The organism is Streptomyces sp. NPDC087859, assembly GCF_044742595.1.
Classification (GTDB): domain Bacteria; phylum Actinomycetota; class Actinomycetes; order Streptomycetales; family Streptomycetaceae; genus Streptomyces; species Streptomyces canus_F.
The window spans coordinates 564,317-585,669 of record NZ_JBIUUU010000001.1 but is presented as its reverse complement, the minus strand read 5'-3'; the positions used below and the strand labels follow the sequence as shown (position 1 = coordinate 585,669).

At 71.4% G+C, this 21,353-nt stretch carries 21 protein-coding genes; 14 read left to right on the top strand and 7 right to left on the bottom strand.

Annotation, left to right across the window (positions count from 1 at the left end):
- Positions 1 to 5: 5 nt before the first annotated feature.
- Positions 6 to 884: a hypothetical protein gene (locus ACIOHP_RS02680; protein ID WP_401882683.1), complete on the bottom strand. Its 879-nt coding sequence runs from the start codon at positions 882 to 884 to the stop codon at positions 6 to 8.
- 261 nt (positions 885 to 1,145) lie between these two features.
- On the opposite strand from ACIOHP_RS02680, the gene rplM reads away from it, so the two are divergent.
- The 3 genes from rplM to glmM all read left to right on the top strand — a co-directional run bounded on the left by rplM (position 1,146) and on the right by glmM (position 3,696).
- Entirely contained in the window at positions 1,146 to 1,589 is a 444-nt protein-coding gene (gene rplM / locus ACIOHP_RS02675) for a 50S ribosomal protein L13 (protein WP_045559465.1), read from the top strand.
- 41 nt (positions 1,590 to 1,630) lie between these two features.
- Complete coding sequence (rpsI, locus tag ACIOHP_RS02670) at positions 1,631 to 2,158, top strand: 30S ribosomal protein S9 (RefSeq protein ID WP_401882680.1); 528 nt, start codon at positions 1,631 to 1,633, stop codon at positions 2,156 to 2,158.
- A 179-nt stretch (positions 2,159 to 2,337) separates the two neighbouring features.
- Positions 2,338 to 3,696 carry a phosphoglucosamine mutase gene (gene glmM / locus ACIOHP_RS02665; RefSeq protein WP_361550712.1) on the top strand — a complete coding sequence of 453 codons (1,359 nt, stop codon included), beginning with the start codon at positions 2,338 to 2,340 and terminating at the stop codon, positions 3,694 to 3,696.
- A gap of 80 nt (positions 3,697 to 3,776) precedes the next feature.
- On the opposite strand, the gene ACIOHP_RS02660 is transcribed toward glmM, so the two are convergent.
- Together ACIOHP_RS02660 and coaA are read right to left on the bottom strand one after the other, a co-directional pair.
- Complete coding sequence (locus ACIOHP_RS02660) at positions 3,777 to 4,709, bottom strand: DUF389 domain-containing protein (RefSeq protein WP_401882676.1); 933 nt, start codon at positions 4,707 to 4,709, stop codon at positions 3,777 to 3,779.
- 37 nt (positions 4,710 to 4,746) lie between these two features.
- Positions 4,747 to 5,736 carry a type I pantothenate kinase gene (coaA, locus tag ACIOHP_RS02655; protein ID WP_307027030.1) on the bottom strand — a complete coding sequence of 330 codons (990 nt, stop codon included), beginning with the start codon at positions 5,734 to 5,736 and terminating at the stop codon, positions 4,747 to 4,749.
- A gap of 167 nt (positions 5,737 to 5,903) precedes the next feature.
- Between coaA and glmS the strand changes: the two genes are divergently transcribed.
- Both glmS and ACIOHP_RS02645 read left to right on the top strand, forming a co-directional pair.
- Entirely contained in the window at positions 5,904 to 7,751 is a 1,848-nt protein-coding gene (glmS, locus tag ACIOHP_RS02650; protein ID WP_401882673.1) for a glutamine--fructose-6-phosphate transaminase (isomerizing), read from the top strand.
- Positions 7,752 to 7,785: 34 nt separating this feature from the next.
- Positions 7,786 to 8,157, top strand: coding sequence for a holo-ACP synthase (locus ACIOHP_RS02645; RefSeq protein WP_351679577.1), 372 nt, complete (start codon positions 7,786 to 7,788; stop codon positions 8,155 to 8,157).
- Positions 8,158 to 8,187: 30 nt separating this feature from the next.
- On the opposite strand, the gene ACIOHP_RS02640 is transcribed toward ACIOHP_RS02645, so the two are convergent.
- Positions 8,188 to 9,333, bottom strand: a complete 1,146-nt coding sequence (locus tag ACIOHP_RS02640; protein WP_401882670.1) for a hypothetical protein — start codon at positions 9,331 to 9,333, stop codon at positions 8,188 to 8,190.
- A 134-nt stretch (positions 9,334 to 9,467) separates the two neighbouring features.
- Between ACIOHP_RS02640 and ACIOHP_RS02635 the strand changes: the two genes are divergently transcribed.
- The 5 genes from ACIOHP_RS02635 to tsaE all read left to right on the top strand — a co-directional run bounded on the left by ACIOHP_RS02635 (position 9,468) and on the right by tsaE (position 14,836).
- Complete coding sequence (locus ACIOHP_RS02635; RefSeq protein ID WP_401882667.1) at positions 9,468 to 10,901, top strand: NAD(P)H-hydrate dehydratase; 1,434 nt, start codon at positions 9,468 to 9,470, stop codon at positions 10,899 to 10,901.
- A 76-nt stretch (positions 10,902 to 10,977) separates the two neighbouring features.
- The gene (locus ACIOHP_RS02630) at positions 10,978 to 11,853 is read left to right on the top strand and encodes a L,D-transpeptidase family protein (RefSeq protein WP_401882665.1); all 876 of its coding nucleotides are present in this window, start codon (positions 10,978 to 10,980) and stop codon (positions 11,851 to 11,853) included.
- A gap of 45 nt (positions 11,854 to 11,898) precedes the next feature.
- Positions 11,899 to 13,071, top strand: coding sequence for an alanine racemase (alr, locus tag ACIOHP_RS02625; RefSeq protein WP_401882662.1), 1,173 nt, complete (start codon positions 11,899 to 11,901; stop codon positions 13,069 to 13,071).
- Between the two features lie 51 nt (positions 13,072 to 13,122).
- Positions 13,123 to 14,358, top strand: coding sequence for an alpha/beta fold hydrolase (locus tag ACIOHP_RS02620; RefSeq protein WP_401882659.1), 1,236 nt, complete (start codon positions 13,123 to 13,125; stop codon positions 14,356 to 14,358).
- On the top strand, positions 14,324 to 14,836 hold the full coding sequence (gene tsaE, locus ACIOHP_RS02615; RefSeq protein WP_361480976.1) for a tRNA (adenosine(37)-N6)-threonylcarbamoyltransferase complex ATPase subunit type 1 TsaE: 513 nt from the start codon (positions 14,324 to 14,326) through the stop codon (positions 14,834 to 14,836). The genes ACIOHP_RS02620 and tsaE overlap by 35 nt, the downstream gene beginning before the upstream one ends.
- A 431-nt stretch (positions 14,837 to 15,267) precedes the next feature.
- On the opposite strand, the gene ACIOHP_RS02610 is transcribed toward tsaE, so the two are convergent.
- On the bottom strand, positions 15,268 to 15,822 hold the full coding sequence (locus ACIOHP_RS02610) for a hypothetical protein (RefSeq protein ID WP_401882656.1): 555 nt from the start codon (positions 15,820 to 15,822) through the stop codon (positions 15,268 to 15,270).
- Positions 15,823 to 15,930: 108 nt separating this feature from the next.
- Here ACIOHP_RS02610 and tsaB point away from each other — a divergent pair, with 108 nt between their 5' ends.
- Genes tsaB through ACIOHP_RS02590 form a run of 4 tightly spaced genes read left to right on the top strand, consistent with a single transcriptional unit; the run spans position 15,931 to position 18,434 of the window.
- The gene (tsaB, locus tag ACIOHP_RS02605; protein WP_361550740.1) at positions 15,931 to 16,587 is read left to right on the top strand and encodes a tRNA (adenosine(37)-N6)-threonylcarbamoyltransferase complex dimerization subunit type 1 TsaB; all 657 of its coding nucleotides are present in this window, start codon (positions 15,931 to 15,933) and stop codon (positions 16,585 to 16,587) included.
- Between the two features lie 17 nt (positions 16,588 to 16,604).
- On the top strand, positions 16,605 to 17,102 hold the full coding sequence (gene rimI, locus ACIOHP_RS02600) for a ribosomal protein S18-alanine N-acetyltransferase (RefSeq protein WP_361551069.1): 498 nt from the start codon (positions 16,605 to 16,607) through the stop codon (positions 17,100 to 17,102).
- Positions 17,095 to 18,180 (top strand): tRNA (adenosine(37)-N6)-threonylcarbamoyltransferase complex transferase subunit TsaD, encoded by a 1,086-nt coding sequence (gene tsaD, locus ACIOHP_RS02595; RefSeq protein ID WP_401882653.1) that lies wholly within the window; start codon positions 17,095 to 17,097, stop codon positions 18,178 to 18,180. The genes rimI and tsaD overlap by 8 nt, the downstream gene beginning before the upstream one ends.
- Positions 18,177 to 18,434 (top strand): hypothetical protein, encoded by a 258-nt coding sequence (locus tag ACIOHP_RS02590; protein WP_401882651.1) that lies wholly within the window; start codon positions 18,177 to 18,179, stop codon positions 18,432 to 18,434. Before tsaD ends, ACIOHP_RS02590 begins: the two co-directional genes overlap by 4 nt.
- Positions 18,435 to 18,459: 25 nt before the next feature.
- On the opposite strand, the gene ACIOHP_RS02585 is transcribed toward ACIOHP_RS02590, so the two are convergent.
- Both ACIOHP_RS02585 and ACIOHP_RS02580 read right to left on the bottom strand, forming a co-directional pair.
- The gene (locus ACIOHP_RS02585) at positions 18,460 to 18,981 is read right to left on the bottom strand and encodes a hypothetical protein (RefSeq protein ID WP_401882648.1); all 522 of its coding nucleotides are present in this window, start codon (positions 18,979 to 18,981) and stop codon (positions 18,460 to 18,462) included.
- 25 nt (positions 18,982 to 19,006) lie between these two features.
- Positions 19,007 to 21,319, bottom strand: coding sequence for a glycoside hydrolase family 3 N-terminal domain-containing protein (locus tag ACIOHP_RS02580; RefSeq protein WP_401882646.1), 2,313 nt, complete (start codon positions 21,317 to 21,319; stop codon positions 19,007 to 19,009).
- Between the last annotated feature and the right edge of the window lie 34 nt (positions 21,320 to 21,353).

Sequence of the window (21,353 nt, the reverse complement as noted above, 5' to 3'; positions counted from 1 at the left end):
GCTCGCTACTCGTTCGCTGCCGCCGACGCCTGGGCCTCGCCGCGGCGGCGGATCTGGCGGAAGGTGAACTCGGCCAGGTCGTCGCCGGTGGAGAAGACCTGGGTGCTCTTCTCCGTGACGTTCTTGCCGTTGGTGAAGCCGGCGGTCGTGAAGTAGGCGTAGCGGCCGTAGGAGTTGGTCGTCGTACGGCAGATCGCGGAGTCGCAGAAGGACTTCACGCCCTTGCCGGACAGGGACCGCACGACGCTCTTGTCGTCGGCCTGGGTCTTGACCTTGGTCGCCTGTGCCTCGGTGTCGAAGACGGCCACGCCGACCGTCACCGCGACGCCGCCCTTGACGTACGTCACCCGCATCAGGCGCGTGCAGTCGTTGGCGTTGAGGATCTTCGGCAGGGTGCCCTGGGCGACCGAGGCGCAGTTCTTGGTGTCGGTCGTCGGGCCCTTCTTGTAGACCGTCTCGCCCATGGTCAGCTGCGTGCCCGGGAAGAGGATGTCCGCGCCGATCGGGGCGGTGTCCTTGGTCTTGCTGGAGACGAACTCCTTCGGGTCCAGCGGTGGCGGGGCGCTGGTCGGCGCGAAGGACGGGGCCGTGGCGGACCGGCTCGGGATGTCCGCGGTCGCGGGCAGCGAGGACGCGGTGGACGCCTCACTGTCCCCGTTCGCCGACACCACGGCCACGGCCACGGCGGTGCCTATCGCCACGGTGGCGAGGGCGCCACCGCCGATGAAAAGCAGCCTGCGGCGTTTGTTACGGGTCTCCGACGCCTCGGCGAGCGCGGCCCAGTCCGGGGTCGGGCCGTCGCCGCTGCCGGTCCACGGCTGCTGGGAATTCGGTTTCCAGGGATCCCACTGGGACGGGGGTCCCCCCTGCTGCCCAAAGCTCATGGGGCGCATCTTAGACGGGGGGCGGGAGGGGTCGAAGCGCGTACTCGTTTTGACCCGTCCGGGGCAGCGCGAGTACTCTTGCCGCTTGTTATGCGTATTGGCTTGGTCGTTCTCAGGCGAGAGGCCCTTACGTAGGTTCCCTGGAGCAGTTACCAGTGGGCGGCATACGGGCATCGGTCCCGGCACTGTCGTCCCCAGCTGCACGATCGCTTCAGTGATGCCATGTGTCAGCACCCATCCACTGAAGAAGAAGGCTGCGAAGTGCGTACGTACAGCCCCAAGCCCGGCGATGTGACTCGCCAGTGGCACGTCATTGACGCTCAGGACATCGTCCTGGGCCGTCTGGCTACCACTGCCGCGAACCTCCTCCGTGGCAAGCACAAGCCGACCTATGCCCCGCACATGGACATGGGCGACTTCGTCATCATCATCAACGCCGACAAGGTTCACCTGTCCGGCAACAAGAAGACCCAGAAGCTGGCGTACCGCCACTCCGGGTACCCGGGTGGTCTGCGCTCCGTCCGTTACGACGAGCTGCTGGCGAAGAACCCCGAGAAGGCCGTCGAGAAGGCCATCAAGGGCATGATCCCCAAGAACACCCTGGGCCGTCAGATGCTCTCGAAGCTGAAGGTCTACTCGGGCGACCAGCACCCCCACGCTGCCCAGCAGCCGGTGCCGTTCGAGATCACCCAGGTCGCGCAGTAGTTCCGGCCACACCCCTAAACAGAAAAGATCTGAGGAGAACCGTGGCCGAGACCACCGTTGAGCAGCCGGTCGAAGAGACCGAGACCGAGCTCGTCGACATGGAGAGCTACACCACCGAGTCCGAGGTCCCCCTCGAGGGTGAGTACACCTCGGAGTCCCTCGCCGGCCGCTTCGGCGACCCGCAGCCGGCCGCCGGCCTGGGCCGTCGCAAGAACGCCATCGCCCGCGTCCGGATCGTCCCGGGCACCGGCAAGTGGAAGATCAACGGTCGCACCCTTGAGGACTACTTCCCCAACAAGGTGCACCAGCAGGAAGTCAACGAGCCCTTCAAGGTGCTCGAGCTCGAGGGCCGCTACGACGTCATCGCCCGCATCGCGGGTGGCGGTGTCTCCGGCCAGGCCGGCGCCCTGCGCCTCGGCGTGGCCCGCGCGCTGAACGAGGCCGACGTGGACAACAACCGCGGCGCCCTCAAGAAGGCCGGCTTCCTCCGCCGCGACGACCGTGCGGTCGAGCGCAAGAAGGCCGGTCTCAAGAAGGCCCGCAAGGCCCCGCAGTACAGCAAGCGTTAAGCTTCGCTGCCTGCAGCTCGTACTCGCACGTCAGCAGTACGTCCGAACGCCCCGGCGGCACGCCACAGTGCCGCCGGGGCGTTCGTTTATCACAGCCTTAGGCGTATAACGGCACAAGACGTTCTAAGACTTGTGCGATCGGATGATCTCCGAGTAGCAGCGCTCTTTCAGGAGGACAAGTGGGACGACTCTTCGGCACGGACGGCGTGCGCGGCGTCGCCAACGCGGACCTGACGGCCGAGATGGCCCTGGGTCTGTCGGTAGCGGCGGCCCACGTACTGGCCGAGGCGGGTACCTTTGCGGGCCACCGGGCGACGGCGGTGGTCGGACGGGATCCGCGCGCGTCCGGGGAGTTCCTGGAGGCCGCCGTGGTCGCGGGCCTCGCGAGCGCGGGGATCGACGTCCTGCGGGTCGGCGTCCTGCCGACACCGGCCGTGGCCTATCTCACGGGCGCCCTCGGTGCCGACCTCGGCGTCATGCTGTCCGCCAGCCACAACGCCATGCCCGACAACGGCATCAAGTTCCTCGCGCGCGGCGGGCACAAGCTCGACGACGAGCTGGAGGAGCGGATCGAGTCGGTCTACGAGTCCCACCGGCACGGCGAGCCCTGGGACCGGCCGACGGGCTCGGGCGTGGGGCGCGTCCGTGAGTACCTGGAGGGCTTCGACCAGTACGTCGCCCATCTCATCGGCGTCCTCCCGAACCGGCTCGAAGGCCTGAAGATCGTCCTCGACGAGGCGCACGGTGCCGCCGCGCGGGTCTCGCCGGAGGCGTTCACGCGGGCCGGAGCCGAAGTGATCACGATCGGTGCGTCGCCGGACGGGCTCAACATCAACGACGGGTGCGGCTCGACCCACCTGGGCCTGCTGAAGGCCGCCGTCGTGGAGCACGGGGCCGACTTCGGCATCGCGCACGACGGGGACGCCGACCGCTGCCTCGCCGTGGACCACACCGGCGAAGAGGTGGACGGCGACCAGATCATGGCCGTCATCGCGCTGGCGATGCGGGAACGCTCCGCGCTCCGGGCCGACACCGTCGTCGCGACCGTCATGTCGAACCTCGGGTTCAAGCTGGCGATGGAGCGGGAGGGGATTCGCCTCATCCAGACGGCGGTGGGTGACCGGTACGTCCTGGAGGCGATGAAGGAGCACGGGTACGCGCTCGGAGGCGAGCAGTCCGGGCACGTCATCATCCTGGACCACGCCACGACCGGTGACGGGACGCTGACGGGGCTCATGCTCGCGGCCCGGGTCGCGGCCACCGGGCGGTCGTTGCGGGAGCTCGCGTCGGTGATGCAGCGGCTGCCGCAGGTGCTCATCAATGTGCCGGACGTGGATCGTGCGCGGGTGGGGACCTCGGGTGAGCTGGCTGCGGCGGTCGCCGAGGCCGAGCGGGAACTCGGTGAGACCGGGCGGGTGTTGTTGCGGCCCTCCGGGACCGAGCCGCTTGTGCGGGTGATGGTCGAGGCCGCGGACATCGATCAGGCTCGGTCTGTGGCCGGGCGGTTGGCCGATGCGGTGAAGTCGGCGCTCGGCTAGGACGCCGGGTTCGGGGTGGGGGTTCTGCGCGTGGCGGGCTTTCGGGCTCGTCGTGGCTGGTCGCGCAGTTCCCCACGCCCCTACGGGCGTTGCATCTGAGGGCGTTTCCAGAGCCACTTCTGGAGGAGCAACGTGAGGGTGCTGGCCAGGACGATGCCCAGGAGGTTCAGCAGCAACTGGTTCGTCGAGCCCACGGTCTGTTTCATGTCGCCGTAGGCCAGGGCCACCGCCGCGTTCGCCGCGGCCGGGACCGTCGTCACCGAGATGGCGACTCCCACCAGTGCGCCCGACTTCGCCGACGTCAGGGAGAGGGTGCCGGCGATGCCCGCCAGGACCGCCACCACGAACGAGAAGGCGTCGGGGGCGTAGACGAAGGCCGTGTTGGGCCGGTCGCCCTCCAGGTCGGACTTGTGGAACAGGCCCAGGGCGTCCATGAGCCAACTGAAGCCCACCGTCAGGGCCATGGCCACCGCGAAGCCCACCAGCAGCGCGATCAGTGAGCGCAGCGCCAGCCTGGGGTGGCGTTGGACGATCGCCGTGCTGAACGCGGCCAGGGGGCCGAACTCCGGGCCCACCGCCATCGCGCCCACGATCAGGATCGCGTTGTCGAGGACCACACCGCAGGCGGCGATCATCGTGGCCAGCGTGATGAACGCGACGTAGGTGACGGAGAGCGTCGACTCCTCGTGGGTCGCATCCGTCAGGTGCTCCCACAGGACCGCGTCCGCGCCCTCGCCCGGCGCCTCGTGCTCGGCCTTGTCGGCGCGCTCGGACAGCGACAGGTCGATGTTCTCGACGGCGATGGAGCCGGTCTTGTCGAGGTCCAACTCGCGCAGTAGGCCGATGAGTTCGTCGCCGGCCTCGCGGGCGACGTCGCACATCACGACGTCCCCGGCGGGGTTGCGGGCGGCGCCCGGCAGCACGACCAGGTGCGTGGTGCCGACCGTCTTCTCGATCAGCCGGACCACGTCGTCGGTCTTCCCGGCCGGGGTGATCAGGCGCAGATGCAGCATGACGCCTTTCTACAGGCAACAAGCCCGGTCCGGGAGTTCACAGCTTGCGCAGACGCAGGCGCTGGACCTTGTGGTCGGGGCCCTTGCGGACGACGAGGGTGGCGCGGCCGCGGGTGGGGGCGATGTTCTCGATCAGGTTGGGCTTGTTGATGGTGCGCCACTGGGTGCGGGCGTAGTCGAGGGCCTCCTCCTCCGACACCTGCGTCCACTTGCGGAAGTAGGAGTCGGGGTTCTGGAAGGCCGTCTCGCGCAGCTTCTTGAAGCGGTTGAGGTACCAGCGCTCGACGTCCTCGGGGCCGGCGTCGATGTACACACTGAAGTCGAAGTAGTCGGCGAGGCCGACGCGGGTGCGGCCGTCCTTGCCGGGGAGGGCCGGTTGCAGGACGTTGAGGCCCTCGACGATCAGGATGTCCGGCCGGCGCACGACGAGCTTCTCGCCGGGGACGATGTCGTAGATGAGGTGGGAGTAGACGGGGGCCGTCACCTCGTCCTTGCCCGCCTTGATGTCGGCGACGAAACGGGTCAGGGCCCGTCGGTCGTACGACTCGGGGAAACCCTTCCTCGACATCAGACCGCGGGCCTGCAACTCCTTGGTCGGCAGCAGGAAGCCGTCCGTCGTCACGCGCTCGACGCGCGGGTGCTCGGGCCAGCGGGAGAGCAGGGCCTGCAGCAGCCGGGCGACCGTGGACTTGCCGCCGGCCACCGAGCCCGCGACCCCTATGACGAAGGGGGTGCCGGACTGGGCGCCCTGTTCGCCGAGGAAGGTGTTCAGCGCCCCTCTGAGGCCGTCCGTGGCGCCGATGTAGAGATTGAGGAGCCGTGACAGCGGCAGATAGATGTCGCGCACCTCGTCGAGGTCGATCACATCGCCCAGACCGCGCAGCTTCTCGACCTCCTCGGCGGTGAGCGGCAGCGGCGTCTTGTGGCGCAGCGCGCTCCACTCGGCGCGGGTGAGGTCGACGTAGGGAGTCGCCTCCGGCTTGTGCCGGTGGGCGCTCCGGGGGATCGAGGAGACCGGAGAGATCACAGTCCATTGTTAACGGAGTTTGAACGCGATGGCGGGTGGGGTCCGTCACGCGGTGGGCCCCCGGAGCGCGGCAGGGGGCTCGTACGGCGCCGGGATTTCCGATTTCGGGCAGGCGGCGGCCGGTTCGGGCTCTGTTCTGGAGGGGTTTCGCCTTTAGGCTGCGGCGCATGTGCGGAATCGTGGGTTACGTGGGGTCGCAGTCGGCACTCGAAGTCGTGATGGCCGGACTGAAGCGGCTGGAGTACCGGGGGTACGACTCGGCGGGCGTCGCCGTGCTGGCGGACGGGGGGCTGGCGGCCGCCAAGAGGGCGGGCAAGCTCGTCAACCTGGAGAAGGAACTGGTGGACCGGCCCCTGCCCACCGGCGGGACGGGCATCGGCCACACCCGGTGGGCCACGCACGGCGCCCCGACGGACGCGAACGCGCATCCCCATCTGGACAACGCGGGCCGGGTCTCCGTCGTCCACAACGGGATCATCGAGAACTTCGCCGCGCTGCGGGCCGAGCTGACGGAGCGCGGGCATGTGCTGTCCTCCGAGACGGACACGGAGGTCGTCGCGCATCTGCTGGCGGAGGAGTTCTCCGTGACGGGCGATCTCGCGGAGGCGATGCGGCTGGTGTGCCGGCGGCTGGACGGCGCGTTCACGCTGGTCGCGGTGCACGCGGACGAGCCGGACGTGGTGGTGGGGGCGCGGCGGAACTCGCCGTTGGTGGTGGGCGTGGGGGAGGGGGAGGCGTTCCTGGCCTCCGATGTCGCCGCGTTCATCGCCCACACCCGGTCGGCGGTCGAGCTGGGCCAGGACCAGGTGGTGGAGCTGCGCCGGGACGGGGTGACGGTGACGGGCTTCGACGGCCGTCCGGCGGAGGTCAGGTCGTACCACGTGGACTGGGACGCGTCCGCCGCGGAGAAGGGCGGCTACGACTACTTCATGCTCAAGGAGATCGCCGAGCAGCCGAAGGCGGTCGCGGACACCCTGCTGGGCCGCATCGACGCGGCCGGTTCCCTCACGCTGGACGAGGTGCGGATCAGCGCGTCCGAGCTGCGCGAGGTGGACAAGGTGGTGATCGTGGCGTGCGGTACGGCCTTCCACGCGGGGCTGATCGCCAAGTACGCCATCGAGCACTGGACCCGGATCCCCTGCGAGGTGGAGCTGGCGAGCGAGTTCCGGTACCGGGACCCGATCCTGGGGGCGCGGTCCCTGGTGATCGCCATCTCGCAGTCCGGGGAGACCATGGACACGCTGATGGCGCTGCGGCATGCGCGGGAGCAGGGCTCGAAGGTGCTGGCGATCTGCAACACCAACGGTTCCACGATCCCTCGTGAGTCGGACGCGGTGCTGTACACGCACGCGGGGCCCGAGGTGGCGGTCGCGTCGACGAAGGCGTTCCTGACGCAGTTGGTGGCGTGCTATCTGGTGGCCCTGTACCTGGGTCAGGTGCGGGGCACCAAGTGGGGCGACGAGATCTCCGCCGTCATCCGGGACCTGTCGCAGATCTCCGGCGAGGTGGAGCGGGTGCTGGAGACCATGGAGCCGGTACGTGCCCTGGCCAGGTCGCTGGCCTCGAAGGACACGGTCCTCTTCCTCGGGCGGCACGTGGGGTATCCGGTGGCGCTGGAGGGGGCGCTGAAGCTGAAGGAACTCGCCTACATGCACGCCGAGGGCTTCGCGGCGGGCGAGTTGAAGCACGGGCCGATCGCGCTGATCGAGGAGGACCTGCCCGTGGTGGTGGTCGTGCCGTCGCCGCGAGGCCGGTCCGTGCTGCACGACAAGATCGTGTCCAACATCCAGGAGATCAGGGCCCGGGGAGCGCGGACGATCGTGATCGCCGAGGAGGGGGACGAGGCGGTGGTCCCGTACGCGGACCATCTGATCCGTATCCCGGCCACGCCCACGTTGCTGCAGCCGCTGGTGGCGACGGTGCCGTTGCAGGTCTTCGCGTGCGAGCTGGCCACGGCTCGGGGCAACGAGGTGGACCAGCCCCGGAACCTGGCCAAGTCGGTGACGGTGGAGTAAGGGGGCGGGAGGCGCCCCCCTTAAGGTGCTGCGCATGAGCATCATCGGTGTCGGGATCGACGTGGCGGAGATCGAGCGGTTCGCGGCGTCGTTGGAGCGCACGCCCGCGATGGCGCGGCGGCTGTTTCTCGACAGTGAGCTGTGGTTGCCCAGCGGGGAGCGGCGGGGGGTCGCCTCGCTCGCCGCCCGGTTCGCCGCCAAGGAGGCCCTGGCCAAGGCGCTCGGGGCGCCTGCCGGGCTGCACTGGACCGATGCCGAGGTGTACGTCGAGGACAGTGGGCAGCCGAGGCTGCGGGTCACCGGGACGGTGGCGGCGCGGGCCGCGCAGCTCGGGGTGCGGTCCTGGCACGTGTCGCTCAGCCATGACGCGGGGGTGGCCTCCGCCGTGGTGGTGGCGGAGGGATAGGCGGAGCCCACCCCGCGCGGCGGACCGGGGCTAGCAGACGGTCTGTGTGGTGTTGACGCGGGTGATGTTGCGGAACGTCGTGTTCGTGCCGCAGGGGCTCTCGCGGATCGACGAGTTCGTCACCGTGAGGTTCTGGACGGTGATGTTGTCGTTGTTGGGGAACTCCGAGCGGGCCGCGAGGCGCAGTTCGCCACCGCCGGTGATGGTGCCGCTCTGGGCGGCGAGGCTGACGTTGTAGCAGTTCTCGATCAGGACCGAGTTGTTGCCGGTGTTCGTGAGGGTGACCTTGTCGATGACCGCCCCGCCGCTCTCCGAGACGCAGAAGACGCCCCTGCCGCCGCCCCGCGCGATCACCTCGCCGACGCGGATGTTGGTGGGGTACGCGCTGCCCACCCGGCCGTTGCGGTTGGCCATGCGGAAGGCGGCGTACCCCGTGCCGGTGCCGGCGTTCTCCGCGTCGACCTTGGTGACCATCGCGTTGACGGTCTGGTTGAGGAGGAGGCCGGACTCGCCCACGTTGCGCGCGGTCACGGTGCCGATGGTCAGGCCGTCCACGCCGTAGGTCTCCACCGCGTGGCTCGACGCGCCGGACACGTACGCGTTGTCGATGCGGACGTTCCGCGTCCATTGCGAGGTGTCGCCGCGGTTGTCGATGCGTACGCCGAGCCCCGCCGACAGACGCATGTCGAGCTGGCCGAGGGTCGCGTTCTGGACGTTGCGCAGGAAGACGCCGTAGAGCGGGCTGCCGGTGAGGTTGAGGTGCTGGACCTCGATGTCGCGGGTGCCGCGGGAGTAGACGGGGGCCTGGTCGCCGCTGCCCGTGCCGGTGACGTTGATGGTGCCGCAGACGTCGAGGGTCGTGTAGCTGGGCAGGGAGATGCGGGAGCCGGCCGACATCGAGCCCGAGCCGCGTACGACGACCCGTTCCTTCGTGGTGCGGCCCGACGTCAGGCTGTTGACGGCCGCCTGGGCCGCGGCGCGCAGGTCCGTGCCGGTGTAGACCGTCGTGCTGCCGCGGCGGGCCGTCCAGGTGCCGCCGTTCAGTACGGCCTCGGCCTGGTAGGAGCCCTCGCCGCAGGCCGCGGCGGCGGCCTGGGGGGCGGTGGTGGCGGTGATGCCCGTTGTCATGAGGGCGGCGGCTGCGGTGCCGGCGATCAGTGCGGCTCTGCTTCGCATGGGGGTCCGTCCTGTGTGTCGAACCAATTCGACTGAATCGATTCATGCCGTGGGGAGGGGGGATTTTGGCAAAGGCGCGGTAAAGCGTCAATGGCTGCGGCGAGGTTCGTCACGCTCGGGGGAGACTCGGACCCATGCGTACTGCGTACAGCGTGGAGACGGTCAGGGCGGCCGAGCGGGAGCTCATGGCACGGCTGCCGGAGGGAGCGTTGATGCAGCGGGCGGCCGCCGGACTCGCCGCCGCCTGCGCCGACCTGCTGGGGCGGGTGTACGGCAGCCGGGTCGTGCTGCTGGTCGGCAGCGGTGACAACGGCGGGGACGCCCTGTACGCCGGGGCCCGGCTCGCGCGGCGGGGCGCCGGCGTCACCGCGGTGCTGCTCACGCCGGAGCGGGCCCACGCCGCCGGGCTCGCGGCGCTGCGGCGGGCCGGGGGCACGGTGACGGGCGTCGAAGGGGCCGAGGACCTGATCCCGCGGGCCGACCTCGTCCTCGACGGCATTGTCGGCATCGGAGGGAAGGGCGGACTGCGGCCGGACGCGGCCCGGCTCGCCCCGGTGGCCGAGGGGTCGCGCGCCGCAGTCGTCGCCGTCGACCTGCCCAGCGGCGTCGACGCCGACACGGGGGAGGTACGCGGGGCCGCGATCCGCGCCGACCTCACCGTCACCTTCGGCACGCACAAGCCGGGGCTGCTCGTGGACCCGGCCCGGGAGTACGCCGGGTCCGTGCGGCTCGTGGACATCGGGCTGGCGCTGCCCGCCGAGGCGGAGCTGGAGGCGCTGCAGCACGCGGATGTGGCCCGGCTGCTGCCGGTGCCGACGGGGGAGAGCGACAAGTACCGGCGAGGGGTCGTGGGGATCGCCGCCGGCTCCGCCCGCTATCCGGGCGCGGCCGTGCTCGCCGTCGCGGGCGCGTTGCGGGGCGGCGCGGGGGCGGTGCGCTACGTCGGGCCCGCCGGGGACGCCGTCATCGCCCGGTTTCCCGAGACGCTCGTGTCGGACCAGGGGCCGAAACGGGCGGGGCGGGTGCAGGCGTGGGTCGTCGGGCCCGGGGCGGGGGACGACGCGGCGAGCGTGGCCGAGGTGCTGGCCGCGGACGTGCCGGTGCTGCTCGACGCGGACGGGCTGCGGCTGGCGGACGCCGGTGCCGTGCGGGGGCGCCGCGCGCCGACGCTGATGACGCCGCACGCCGGGGAGGCGGCGGCGCTGCTCGGGGTGACGCGGGAGTCGGTCGAGGAGGCCCGGCTGGAGTCCGTACGGGAGCTGGCGGGGCGGTACGGGGCGACGGTGCTGCTCAAGGGGTCGACGACCTTGGTCGCGGACTCCGGGGGCGGGGCGGTGCGGGTGAACCCGACGGGGACCGCGTGGCTGGCCACGGCGGGGAGCGGGGACGTGCTGTCGGGCCTGGCGGGATCGCTGCTCGCGGCCGGGCTCCGCGCGGTGGACGCGGGAAGTACGGCGGCGTATCTGCACGGGCTCGCGGGGCGGTTCGCTGCCGACGGGGCGCCGGTGGGAGCGCATGACGTGGCGGACGGGATCCGGGGGGCCTGGAGGGACGTCCGGGCCGGGTGACCGGGGCTGCGTACGTACGAGTGACCTCCCCGCGTGGTACCCCCTGTCCTCGCGGGGCCCACGTTTCGCTGATCGCATGATCAGCAGACATATCGCCCGCCGGGGCGTCACGGCGCTCCTCGTGGCCGCCACCGTGCTGCCCGCCGGAACCGCCTCCGCCGCACCCCCGCCCCCCGCCCCCGGCTCCGAGGCCGAACTCGTCCCCGGCGAGTACCAGCCCTGGCAGATCGACAGCCCCGACCAGGCCCTCGCGCCGCAGGTGTACGAGCCCAGCGCCCAGGAGGACGCCGTCGAGCCGGCGCAGGCCGCTCCGGGGGCGTACGACCTGGTCGAGTACGTGCCGCTCGCCGACGCCGTCGCCCGGGTCTCGTGCACCACGTCCCGCGGGCCCTATCAGCGGCAGGTCGAGCGGTGGCTGAAGCTGAAGGTGGACGGGAAGCAGTCGAAGGCCGACTGCAAGGCCATCCGGGATTTCCAGGTCAAGCAGAAGATCAAGCCCGCCATCGGGTTCGCGGGGCCGGTCACCTGGTCCCGGATGCAGTACCTGTCCGCGAAGAAGAACCCCAACGCCGCCAAGAAGTGCCCGGTCCGCACCTACCGCGTCGCCTGCGTCGATCTCGACCGGCAGATCACCTGGGTGCAGAAGGGCGAGAAGGTCGTCTTCGGGCCGGTGCCCATGCGGAGCGGACGGGCCGGGTACAAGACCCGTACGGGCTGGTTCAAGATCTACTGGAAGCACAAGAACCATGTGTCCACGCTCTACCACCAGCCCATGCCCTACGCGCAGTTCTTCAGCGGCGGACAGGCCTTCCACGCCGTCTACGGCAGCATCTTCACCACCGTCGGCTCCATGGGCTGCGTCAATCTGCGGATCGGGGACGCGCGCAAGCTGTGGGGTGTGCTGAAGAAGGGCGACCGGGTCTATTCCTGGGGACGGCGACCCGGAGCGTAGGCGTCCGCGGGGACTGTCGGACCCCTCTGAGAGACTGGGGGCGCCATGAGTGAGACACCTGCCCCGCGGAGCGCGCCCCTGCGCGCCCGCGCCGAGATCGACCTGGCCGCCCTGCGGGCCAATGTGCGGGCCCTGCGCGCCCTCGCGCCGGGCGCGGCCCTGATGGCCGTGGTCAAGTCCGACGCGTACGGCCACGGGGCGGTGCCGTGCGCCCGCGCGGCCGTCGAGGCGGGGGCGACCTGGCTGGGCACAGCGACGCCCGAGGAGGCCCTCGAGCTGCGGCGCGCGGGCCTGCGCGACGTCCGCGTCATGTGCTGGCTCTGGACCCCCGGCGGACCCTGGCGGGAGGCCGTCGAGGCGGACCTCGACGTCTCCGTCAGCGGGATGTGGGCCCTGGACGAGGTCGTCGCGGCCGCCCGGGAGGCCGGCATCCCCGCGCGCGTGCAGCTCAAGGCCGACACCGGCCTGGGGCGGAACGGATGCCAGCCGGGGGACGACTGGGCCGAACTGGTCGCCCACGCCCTGCGGGCCGAGGAGGAAGGCCTCCTGCGCGTCACCGGACTCTGGTCGCACTTCGCCTGCGCCGACGAACCCGGCCATCCCTCCATCGCCGCCCAGCTCACCCTGTTCCGCGAGATGGTGTCGTACGCCGAACAGGCCGGCGTCCGGCCCGAGGTGCGGCACATCGCCAACTCACCGGCCACGCTCACCCTTCCCGAGACCCACTTCGACCTCGTGCGGACCGGCGTCGCCGTCTACGGCATCTCCCCGAGCCCCGAGCTCGGCAGCCCGGCCGACTTCGGGCTGCGCCCGGTGATGACGCTGAGCGCGTCGGTGGCGCTGGTCAAGCGGGTCCCGGGCGGGCACGGCGTCAGCTACGGACATCACTACGTCACCCCCGGCGCGACCACCCTCGCACTGGTGCCCGTCGGCTACGCGGACGGCGTCCCGCGCCACGCCTCCGGCACCGGACCCGTCCTCGTCGCCGGCAAGTGGCGGACCGTCGCGGGACGGATCGCCATGGACCAGTTCGTCGTCGACCTCGGCGGCGACGAGCCCGAGACCGGCTCCGAGGCGATCCTCTTCGGACCCGGCGACCGCGGTGAGCCCACCGCCGAGGACTGGGCCCAGGCGGCCGGGACCATCGCGTACGAAATCGTCACCCGGATCGGAAGCCGCGTTCCCCGCGTCTATGTGAATGAGGGACAACCGGGGTAACCGACCCAGCAGCAAGTGGTGGTCCAGCAGTCCGGCGAAGAGGAGCGGTACGTGAGCGAGAGCAGCGCGGAGGCTGTCGTAGCCGTGGTCTCCGCCACGGGGGCGGCCGGGAACTGGCGCAGGGCGACCGGGATCGCGGGTGCCGCGATAGGCGTGGTCGCGGCGGGAGCGGCCGCCGGTGTCGCCCTCGAGCGGATGACCGTCGGGCGCGGTATGCGGAAGAAGGCGCGGCTCGCGCTCGACTCCGCCGGGCCCTACGGCTCGCTGCGCGGGATGCCCGGCAAGGCGTACGCCGACGACGGCACCGAGCTGTACTACGAGGTCGACGACGTGGAGCCGGAGGGCGGGTCCGCCCCGCGCCGGCGCCGGCTCTTCGGACGCAAGGCCCCGCTGCCCGTCACCGTCGTCTTCAGCCACGGCTACTGCCTCAGCCAGGACTCCTGGCACTTCCAGCGGGCCGCACTGCGCGGGGTCGTGCGGACCGTCCACTGGGACCAGCGCAGCCACGGCCGGTCCGGGCGCGGGGTGCAGCAGGTGCAGGACGATGTGCCGGTCAGCATCGACGAGTTGGGGCGCGATCTGAAGGCCGTCATCGACGCCGCCGCGCCCGAGGGACCGATCGTGCTCGTGGGGCACTCCATGGGCGGGATGACCGTCATGGCGCTCGCCGACGCGTTTCCCGAACTCATCCGTGAGCGGGTGGTCGCCGTCGCCCTCGTCGGCACGTCGTCGGGGCGGCTCGGCGAGGTCAACTTCGGGCTGCCCGTCGCGGGAGTGAATGCCGTACGCCGGATTCTGCCCGGGGTGCTGAAGGCGCTGGGGCAGCGGGCCGATCTGGTGGAGAAGGGCCGGCAGGCCACCGCCGATCTGTTCACGGGGATCATCAAGCGGTACTCGTTCGCGAGCCGGGACGTGGACCCGGCCGTCGCCCGGTTCGCCGAGCGGATGATCGAGGGGACGCCGATCGACGTGGTCGCCGAGTTCTATCCGGCGTTCACCGACCACGACAAGACCGAGGCGCTCGCCCACTTCATGGACCTCCCGGTGCTCGTGCTGGCCGGGATCGGGGACCTCGTCACGCCCAGCGAGCACAGCGAGGCCATCGCCGGGCTGCTGCCGGACGCCGAACTGGTGCTCGTGCCGGACGCCGGGCACCTGGTGATGCTGGAACACCCGGAAGTGGTCACCGACCGCATCGCGGACCTCCTCACCCGCGCGGGTGCCGTGCCGGCAGGAGCTACCGTGGGTGGCTATGGAAGCACCAGCAGCACCGCACAACCCGGTTGAGACCGAACTGACCGTCACCTCCCCCGAGCAGATGCGTGAGCTGGGCCTGAAGCTGGCCAAGCTGCTGCGCGCCGGGGATCTCGTGATGCTCAGCGGCGAGCTCGGGGCGGGCAAGACGACGCTGACCCGGGGACTGGGCGAGGGGCTGGGCGTGCGGGGTGCCGTCACGTCCCCGACCTTCGTGATCGCCCGGGTGCACCCCTCCCTCGGTGGCGGTCCGCCGCTCGTCCACGTCGACGCGTACCGCCTGGGCGGCGGGCTCGACGAGATGGAGGACCTCGATCTCGATGTCTCGCTGTCCGACTCGGTGATCGTCGTGGAGTGGGGCGAGGGCAAGGTCGAGGAGCTCACCGACGAGCGGCTCCAGGTGTGGATCCACCGTGCCGTCGGGGACACCACCGACGAGGTGCGGCACGTGACGCTGACCGGGCTCGGAGAGCGCTGGGCCACCGCCGACCTCGGTGCGCTGACCGCCTGAGCCTGCGCGCGCTGCCCCGCTTGAGCATCGGTGGATGAATATTCCGACAAGACGTCGGCAAGTTATTGCATTTGCGGTCGTGTGCGTGGTCACATGGTATCCAGTTCGTAGTTAGGTCTACCTAACTACGTCCGCCCCCGGTGCTCAGGAGGCGTCCATGGCGGCCACGGAACGAGACGAGGCGGCGCCGCGTGTGGTGTCCGCGGTGCCGGTTCCCATGCGGGACTTGCTGGCGGCCTGTGCTGCGGCGAACGTGATTTCCACGCCGCCGCGGTTGCCTGACCGGGAAGCGCTACGGCCGCGTGGGGCGGAGCGGCGAAAAGCAGCCTGAGGCCCGTTGTTCGTCCGCGGCGCCGTTGTGGCCGGTCGCGCCCGCGCGGCGGAGCCGCATAGCGATACAGCCCCGCGCCCCTGAAGGGGCGCGCCCTCGCTCAGCGGATCACTACGACCCGTTGGCCGATCGTCGCGAAGTCCCACATCGCGTCGCCGTCCCGGCGGGACTCGCGGATGCCGCCCGTTTTCGCCGTGGGGTCGTTCTCCGGTACCGAGCCGTCGACTGCCGCGCTGAAGCCGATCGTGACGCTGTCGACGCTGGTGAAGCGGACGACGTGCTCGATGGGGATGCCGTCGGTGCCGGTGACCGAGTTCGAGCGGGACGTGACGGAGTAGGAGCCCGGGGGCGGGTCGACCGTGCCCGCGGTGACCTTGAAGGTGCGCTGGACCCTGCCGTCCTTGCGGACCAGCCAGACCCGGTCGTCGTCCACCGAGTACACGACCCGTTCACCCTTGCCGGAGCCGGCCGGCAGGGCGGTGGGGTGCACGGTGTCGCGGGGCGCCTTCGAGGCGGCGGCCGCGGGCTCACCGCTCCGGTGCGCGGTGCCGAGCGCGACCGGGACGCCCGCCGAGGCCTGGTAGGCGAGGACACCCACTGTGAGCAGGGCCGCCGTGGTGAGCCCGGTCACAATCCCGGCGCTGGTGCTTGACACGGTCGTCCACCTCGTTGTCGTACGGCGTGATCGTCGGCGACGTTAGCAGTCGGGGGGCCCGCGACCGGGGCGGCGATACGCGCGGCGCGGGAGCCGTAGGCTGTTTGCGTGCTCTTGCTCGCTCTGGATACCGCCACCCCCGCCGTGACCGTCGCGCTGCATGACGGTACGGACGTCGTCACCTCCTCGAGTCAGGTGGACGCGCGCCGGCACGGCGAGCTGCTGCTGCCGGCCGTCGACCGTGTCCTCGCCGAGGCCGGGCTGAAACTCGACGCCGTCACCGGCATCGTCGTAGGCATCGGGCCCGGCCCCTACACCGGACTGCGCGTCGGACTGATGACCGCCGACACCTTCGGGCTCGCGCTCGGCGTCCCCGTGCACGGTGTGTGCACGCTCGACGGGCTCGCCTACGCCGCCGACATCGAGGAGGGCCCCTTCGTCGTGGCGACCGACGCCCGGCGCAAGGAGGTCTACTGGGCGCGCTACGCCGACTCCCGTACGCGGCTGACCGACCCGGCCGTCGACCGGCCCGCCGACATCGCCGAGCAGGTCGCGGGTCTGCCCGCGGTCGGAGCCGGGGCGCTGCTCTACCCGGACACCTTCCCGGTCGCGCGCGAGCCCGAGCATGTCTCCGCCGCCGCGCTCGCCGCGCTCGCCGCCGAGAGACTCGCCGCCGGTACGGAACTCCCCGCCCCGCGGCCGCTGTATCTGCGCCGGCCCGACGCCCAGGTGCCGAAGAACTACAAGGTGGTCACCCCCAAGTGACCTCCGTGCTGCGCGAGATGCGCTGGTGGGACATCGATCCCGTACTGGTGCTGGAGAAGGACCTCTTTCCCGAGGACGCCTGGTCGCGGGGCATGTTCTGGTCCGAGCTCGCCCATGCGCGCGGCGCCTCGGCGACCCGGCGCTATGTCGTCGCCGAGGACGGTGGGCGGCTCGTCGGATACGCCGGGCTCGCCGCGTCCGGTGATCTCGCCGACGTGCAGACCATCGCCGTCGCCCGCGATTACTGGGGCACCGGACTCGGCGGGCGGCTGCTGACCGAACTCCTGCGTGCCGCCACCGCCTTCGAGTGCGCCGAAGTGATGCTGGAGTGCCGGATCGACAACGTGCGCGCGCAGAAGCTCTACGAGCGGTACGGCTTCGAGGCGATCGGCTTCCGGCGCGGCTACTACCAGCCCGGCAGCGTCGACGCCCTGGTCATGCGACTGACCACGGAATCCAAGGGCGGCTCCGCCGCGGGTTCCACCTCCGAACAAGGAACCGAGATCAATGACTGACGAACCTCTCGTCCTCGGCATCGAGACCTCCTGCGACGAGACCGGCGTCGGCATCGTCCGCGGCACCACCCTGCTCGCGGACGCGATCGCCTCCAGCGTCGACGAGCACGCCCGTTTCGGCGGGGTCGTGCCCGAGGTCGCCTCGCGTGCGCACCTGGAGGCGATGGTGCCGACCATCGAGCGCGCGCTGAAGGAAGCCGGTGTCACGGCGAAGGACCTGGACGGCATCGCGGTGACCGCCGGTCCCGGGCTGGCGGGCGCGCTGCTGGTCGGCGTGTCGGCGGCGAAGGCGTACGCCTACGCGCTCGGCAAGCCGCTGTACGGCGTCAACCACCTCGCCTCCCACATCTGCGTGGACCAGCTGGAGCACGGGGCGCTGCCCGAGCCGACGATGGCGCTGCTGGTGTCCGGGGGCCATTCGTCCCTGCTGTTGTCGAGTGACATCACCTCCGATGTGCGGTCCATGGGCGCGACCATCGACGACGCGGCGGGCGAGGCCTTCGACAAGATCGCGCGCGTGCTGAACCTCGGCTTCCCCGGCGGTCCGGTCATCGACCGGTACGCGAAGGAGGGCGACCCGAGCGCGATCGCGTTCCCGCGCGGGCTGACCGGGCCTCGCGACCCGGCGTACGACTTCTCCTTCTCCGGTCTGAAGACCGCCGTGGCCCGCTGGATCGAGGCCAAGCGGGCCGCCGGTGAGGAGGTGCCGGTGCGGGACGTGGCGGCGTCCTTCCAGGAGGCGGTCGTGGACGTGCTGACCCGCAAGGCCGTCCGCGCCTGCAAGGACGAGGGCGTCGACCATCTGATGATCGGCGGCGGTGTCGCCGCCAACTCCCGGCTGCGGGTGCTGGCCCAGGAGCGGTGCGAGGCGGCCGGGATCCGGCTGCGGGTGCCGCGGCCGAAGCTGTGCACGGACAACGGGGCGATGGTGGCCGCGCTGGGGGCGGAGATGGTCGCCCGGAACCGGTCCGCCTCCAGCTGGGACCTGTCGGCGGACTCCTCGCTGCCGGTGACGGACCCGCATGTCCCCGGCCACGACCATGTGCACGAGGTCAGCAAGGAGAACCTCTACTCGTGACGGTCGCGCTGATGTGGGAGGCCCGGGCGGTCGACGGGCGGGGCGAGGAACTGCTCGCCTGGGCGCGGGCGCAGGAGCTGCCCCGCGTTCCGCTGCGCCGGGAGACCTTCCGGGCACCGCAGGACCGGGTGCTCGTCATCACGTGGTGGGACGCGGGGCTGGACGCCGAGCTGCCGGAACTTCCCGAGCCGGACGCGGAGTTGGCGAGCCGGGCCGTGCACCGGTGGCGGTTCGAGTCGGTGGGCTCGGGCTGACGGACGCCGGTACGGGCGACGGGTCCTATACCGACGCGGTCCCCGCGGGGGCCTCGCGGCGGGATCCGCCGGGGGAGTACGACAGCTTCCACGGTGCGTCCGTGTCGTATCCCCGCCACAGCACCTTGCCGTTCCTGCGCTCCCAGTCGGCGGCCACCCAGGCCTGGCCCAGCCAGGCGAGGGCCGGCCACAGGGGGAGCAGGGCGATCCACGGTTCCCAGGCGATGGCGAGGACGGGCGTGGAGACCGACATCACCGTGAAGAGCCACCAGTTGAGGGGGTGGCGGCGCAGGGAGACGACGTCCGCCGGGGCCGTCTCCAGGGGGACCGCGGCTTCGAAGTCCCGTATCTCGCCGACCCACTTGAGCCGGGTCGCGCCCAGCAGCGTGAACACCACCGTGAAAGCGATCATGCCGAGGGCGAACCGTCCCGCCCCATAGGCCGTCATCGGCGCACCGCGCACGCCGCCCGTCACCGCCAGAGCGACGGCGAGAGCGGCCAACGCGGTGTACACGGACCGCAGTTCATGGTGGACGTATCTGTCCATGGTGAGCCTCCCCCAGGCGCGGAGGTCAGGCCGGTCCCGACACCTCCGTCTCGCAGCGCAGTACACGGTCCGGGCCCAGCACCCTTACCGGCCCCGTGAGGTTCAGCCGGGTCGTGTGCCGTACGTCCGTACTGGACGCCGCCAACCGCATCTCCAGGATGCCCGGTTCGACGACCCTCCGGAGTGAACGATCTGTGAAGGAGGACAGGTCGGTGTGGAAGCGGAAGGAGACCCGGGCCGCCGCTCCCGGGGCCAGCTCCACGCGCTGGTAGCCGACCAGGCGGACGTCCGGCCGGGTCACCGAGGCCACCGGGTCGTGCAGATACAGCTGGACGACCTCGGAGCCCTCGCGGTCACCGGTGTTGCGGACGGTCACGGTCATGTCGTAGGAGCCGTCCGTGCCGATCTCCGTGTCGGCGGCATCGGATTCCCAGGCGAACGACGTGTACGACCTTCCGTGCCCGAACGCGTACAGCGGCGTCGGGTCCAGATTGCTGACCTCGCCCGCGAGACCCAGCGGCGGCTGGAGGTAGGTCCAGGGCTGGCCGCCCGGCAGCTGCGGGACGCTCACCGGGAGGCGGCCCGAGGGGTTGACGCGGCCGGACAGCACCCCCGCGACCGCCGGACCGCCCTCCTCGCCCGGGAAGAACGCCTGCACCGCGGCGGCCAGTTGCCCGTTCCAGCGGCCGAGCGCGTACGGCCGGCCGGTCAGCAGCACCAGGACGACGGGTACGCCGGTGGCGACCAGGGTGTCCAGCAGTTCGCCCTGTACGCCGGGGAGCCGTAGGTCCGTCACATCGCAGCCCTCGCCCGATGTGCCCCGGCCGAACAGGCCCGCCCGGTCGCCCAGGACCGCCACGCACACGTCCGCCTCGGACGTCCGCGCCACCGCCTCCGCGAAGCCGGACCTGTCGGGGTCCGAGGTGTCGCAGCCCTCCGCGAACGTCACCTTGGCGTCGGGGAGTTCGGCGCGCAGGGCCTCCAGGACGGTCGGGATCTCGATGCCCATCGGGATGTCCGGGTGCTGGGTCAGGACATGGGACGGGAAGGAGTAGCAGCCGAGCATCGCCAGGGCGTCGGCCGCCCTTGGGCCCACCACCGCGATCCTCGTGTCCGGGGACAGCGGGAGGACACCGTCCGGGTTGTCCAGCAGGACCACCGACTCCTCGGCGAGGCGGCGGGCCAGGGCGCGGTTCGCCGTCGAGTCGAGGTCGATCCGGCCGGTCGGCTCGGGGGTCCAGTCCTCGTCCAGGAGGCCCAGCTCGCACTTCTGGAGCAGGACCCGGCGGACCGCCCGGTCGATCAGCTCCTCGGGGATCGCGCCCGCCCGTACGGCGTCCAGGAGCGGTTTTCCGTAGCACTTCAGGGTGGGCAGTTCGACGTCCAGGCCGGCCGCGAGCGCCGCGTGGGCGGCCTCCGCCTCCGAGCCGGCGACCCGGTGCTGGCTCTGGAGGAAGCCGATGCCGAAGTAGTCGGCGACGACCGTGCCGGTGAAGCCCCATTCCTCGCGCAGCAGTCCGGTCAGCAGGCCCGGGTCCGCCGAGGCCGGGACGCCGTCCGTCTCGTTGTACGCCGCCATCACCGAGCGCGCCCCGCCCTCGCGCAGCGCCATCTGGAACGGCGGCAGGGTCACGTCCGCGAGCTCCCGGACGCCGGCCCGTACCGGTGCCTGGTTGCGGGCGCCCGCCGAGGACGCGTACCCGGCGAAGTGCTTGAGCGTGGCGACGATCCCGGCCGACTCCAGGCCCCGGACGTAGGCGGCGCCGATCGTGCCGACGAGGTACGGGTCCTCGCCGACGGTCTCCTCGACCCGTCCCCAGCGCGGGTCGCGGACGACGTCCAGGACCGGGGCGAGGCCCTGGTGGACGCCGACGGCGCGCAGGTCCCGGCCGATGCCCCGGGCCATTTCCTCGACGAGCGGCGGGTCGAAGCTCGCACCCCAGGCGAGCGGGACCGGGTAGGCGGTGGCCTGCCAGGCTGTGAAGCCGGCCAGGCACTCCTCGTGGGCGAGGGCCGGGATGCCGAAGCGGCCCGCCGCCGTGATACGGCGCTGGGCGCGGGCCAGTGCCTGCGCGCCCAGCGCCGGGTCCACGGGGGCGGTGCCGAAGGGGCGGGTCAGCTGGCCGAGACCGTGGGAGATCAGCTCGGACCAGTCATCGTCATTGAAGTCGGCCGTCATCTCTCGCTGGAGCGGCGCGACTCCCTCGCCGTCCGTGCTGGCGCCCACCCACACGCCGTACAGCTGGGCGGTCTTCTCCTGAAGGGTCATCCGGGAGAGGAGGTCGTCGACGCGGGCGGCGGCGGGCAGGGCGCGGTCACGCCAGGGGGCGGTGGTCATGAAACTCCTGTCAGGGTGAAGGCCCTCACGAATG

Excerpts from the sequence above, each read along its gene's own strand:
- glmS (WP_401882673.1), top strand. The coding sequence starts at position 5,904 with ATGTGCGGAATCGTGGGTTACGTGGGGTCGCAGTCGGCACTCGAAGTC.
- ACIOHP_RS02660 (WP_401882676.1), bottom strand. The coding sequence starts at position 4,709 with ATGCTGCATCTGCGCCTGATCACCCCGGCCGGGAAGACCGACGACGTG.
- tsaD (WP_401882653.1), top strand. The coding sequence starts at position 17,095 with ATGACTGACGAACCTCTCGTCCTCGGCATCGAGACCTCCTGCGACGAG.
- rimI (WP_361551069.1), top strand. The coding sequence starts at position 16,605 with ATGCGCTGGTGGGACATCGATCCCGTACTGGTGCTGGAGAAGGACCTC.
- ACIOHP_RS02585 (WP_401882648.1), bottom strand. The coding sequence starts at position 18,981 with ATGGACAGATACGTCCACCATGAACTGCGGTCCGTGTACACCGCGTTG.
- ACIOHP_RS02640 (WP_401882670.1), bottom strand. The coding sequence starts at position 9,333 with ATGCGAAGCAGAGCCGCACTGATCGCCGGCACCGCAGCCGCCGCCCTC.
- ACIOHP_RS02635 (WP_401882667.1), top strand. The coding sequence starts at position 9,468 with ATGCGTACTGCGTACAGCGTGGAGACGGTCAGGGCGGCCGAGCGGGAG.
- tsaE (WP_361480976.1), top strand. The coding sequence starts at position 14,324 with ATGGAAGCACCAGCAGCACCGCACAACCCGGTTGAGACCGAACTGACC.
- ACIOHP_RS02645 (WP_351679577.1), top strand. The coding sequence starts at position 7,786 with ATGAGCATCATCGGTGTCGGGATCGACGTGGCGGAGATCGAGCGGTTC.
- ACIOHP_RS02680 (WP_401882683.1), bottom strand. The coding sequence starts at position 884 with ATGAGCTTTGGGCAGCAGGGGGGACCCCCGTCCCAGTGGGATCCCTGG.
- ACIOHP_RS02580 (WP_401882646.1), bottom strand. The coding sequence starts at position 21,319 with ATGACCACCGCCCCCTGGCGTGACCGCGCCCTGCCCGCCGCCGCCCGC.
- ACIOHP_RS02630 (WP_401882665.1), top strand. The coding sequence starts at position 10,978 with ATGATCAGCAGACATATCGCCCGCCGGGGCGTCACGGCGCTCCTCGTG.
- alr (WP_401882662.1), top strand. The coding sequence starts at position 11,899 with ATGAGTGAGACACCTGCCCCGCGGAGCGCGCCCCTGCGCGCCCGCGCC.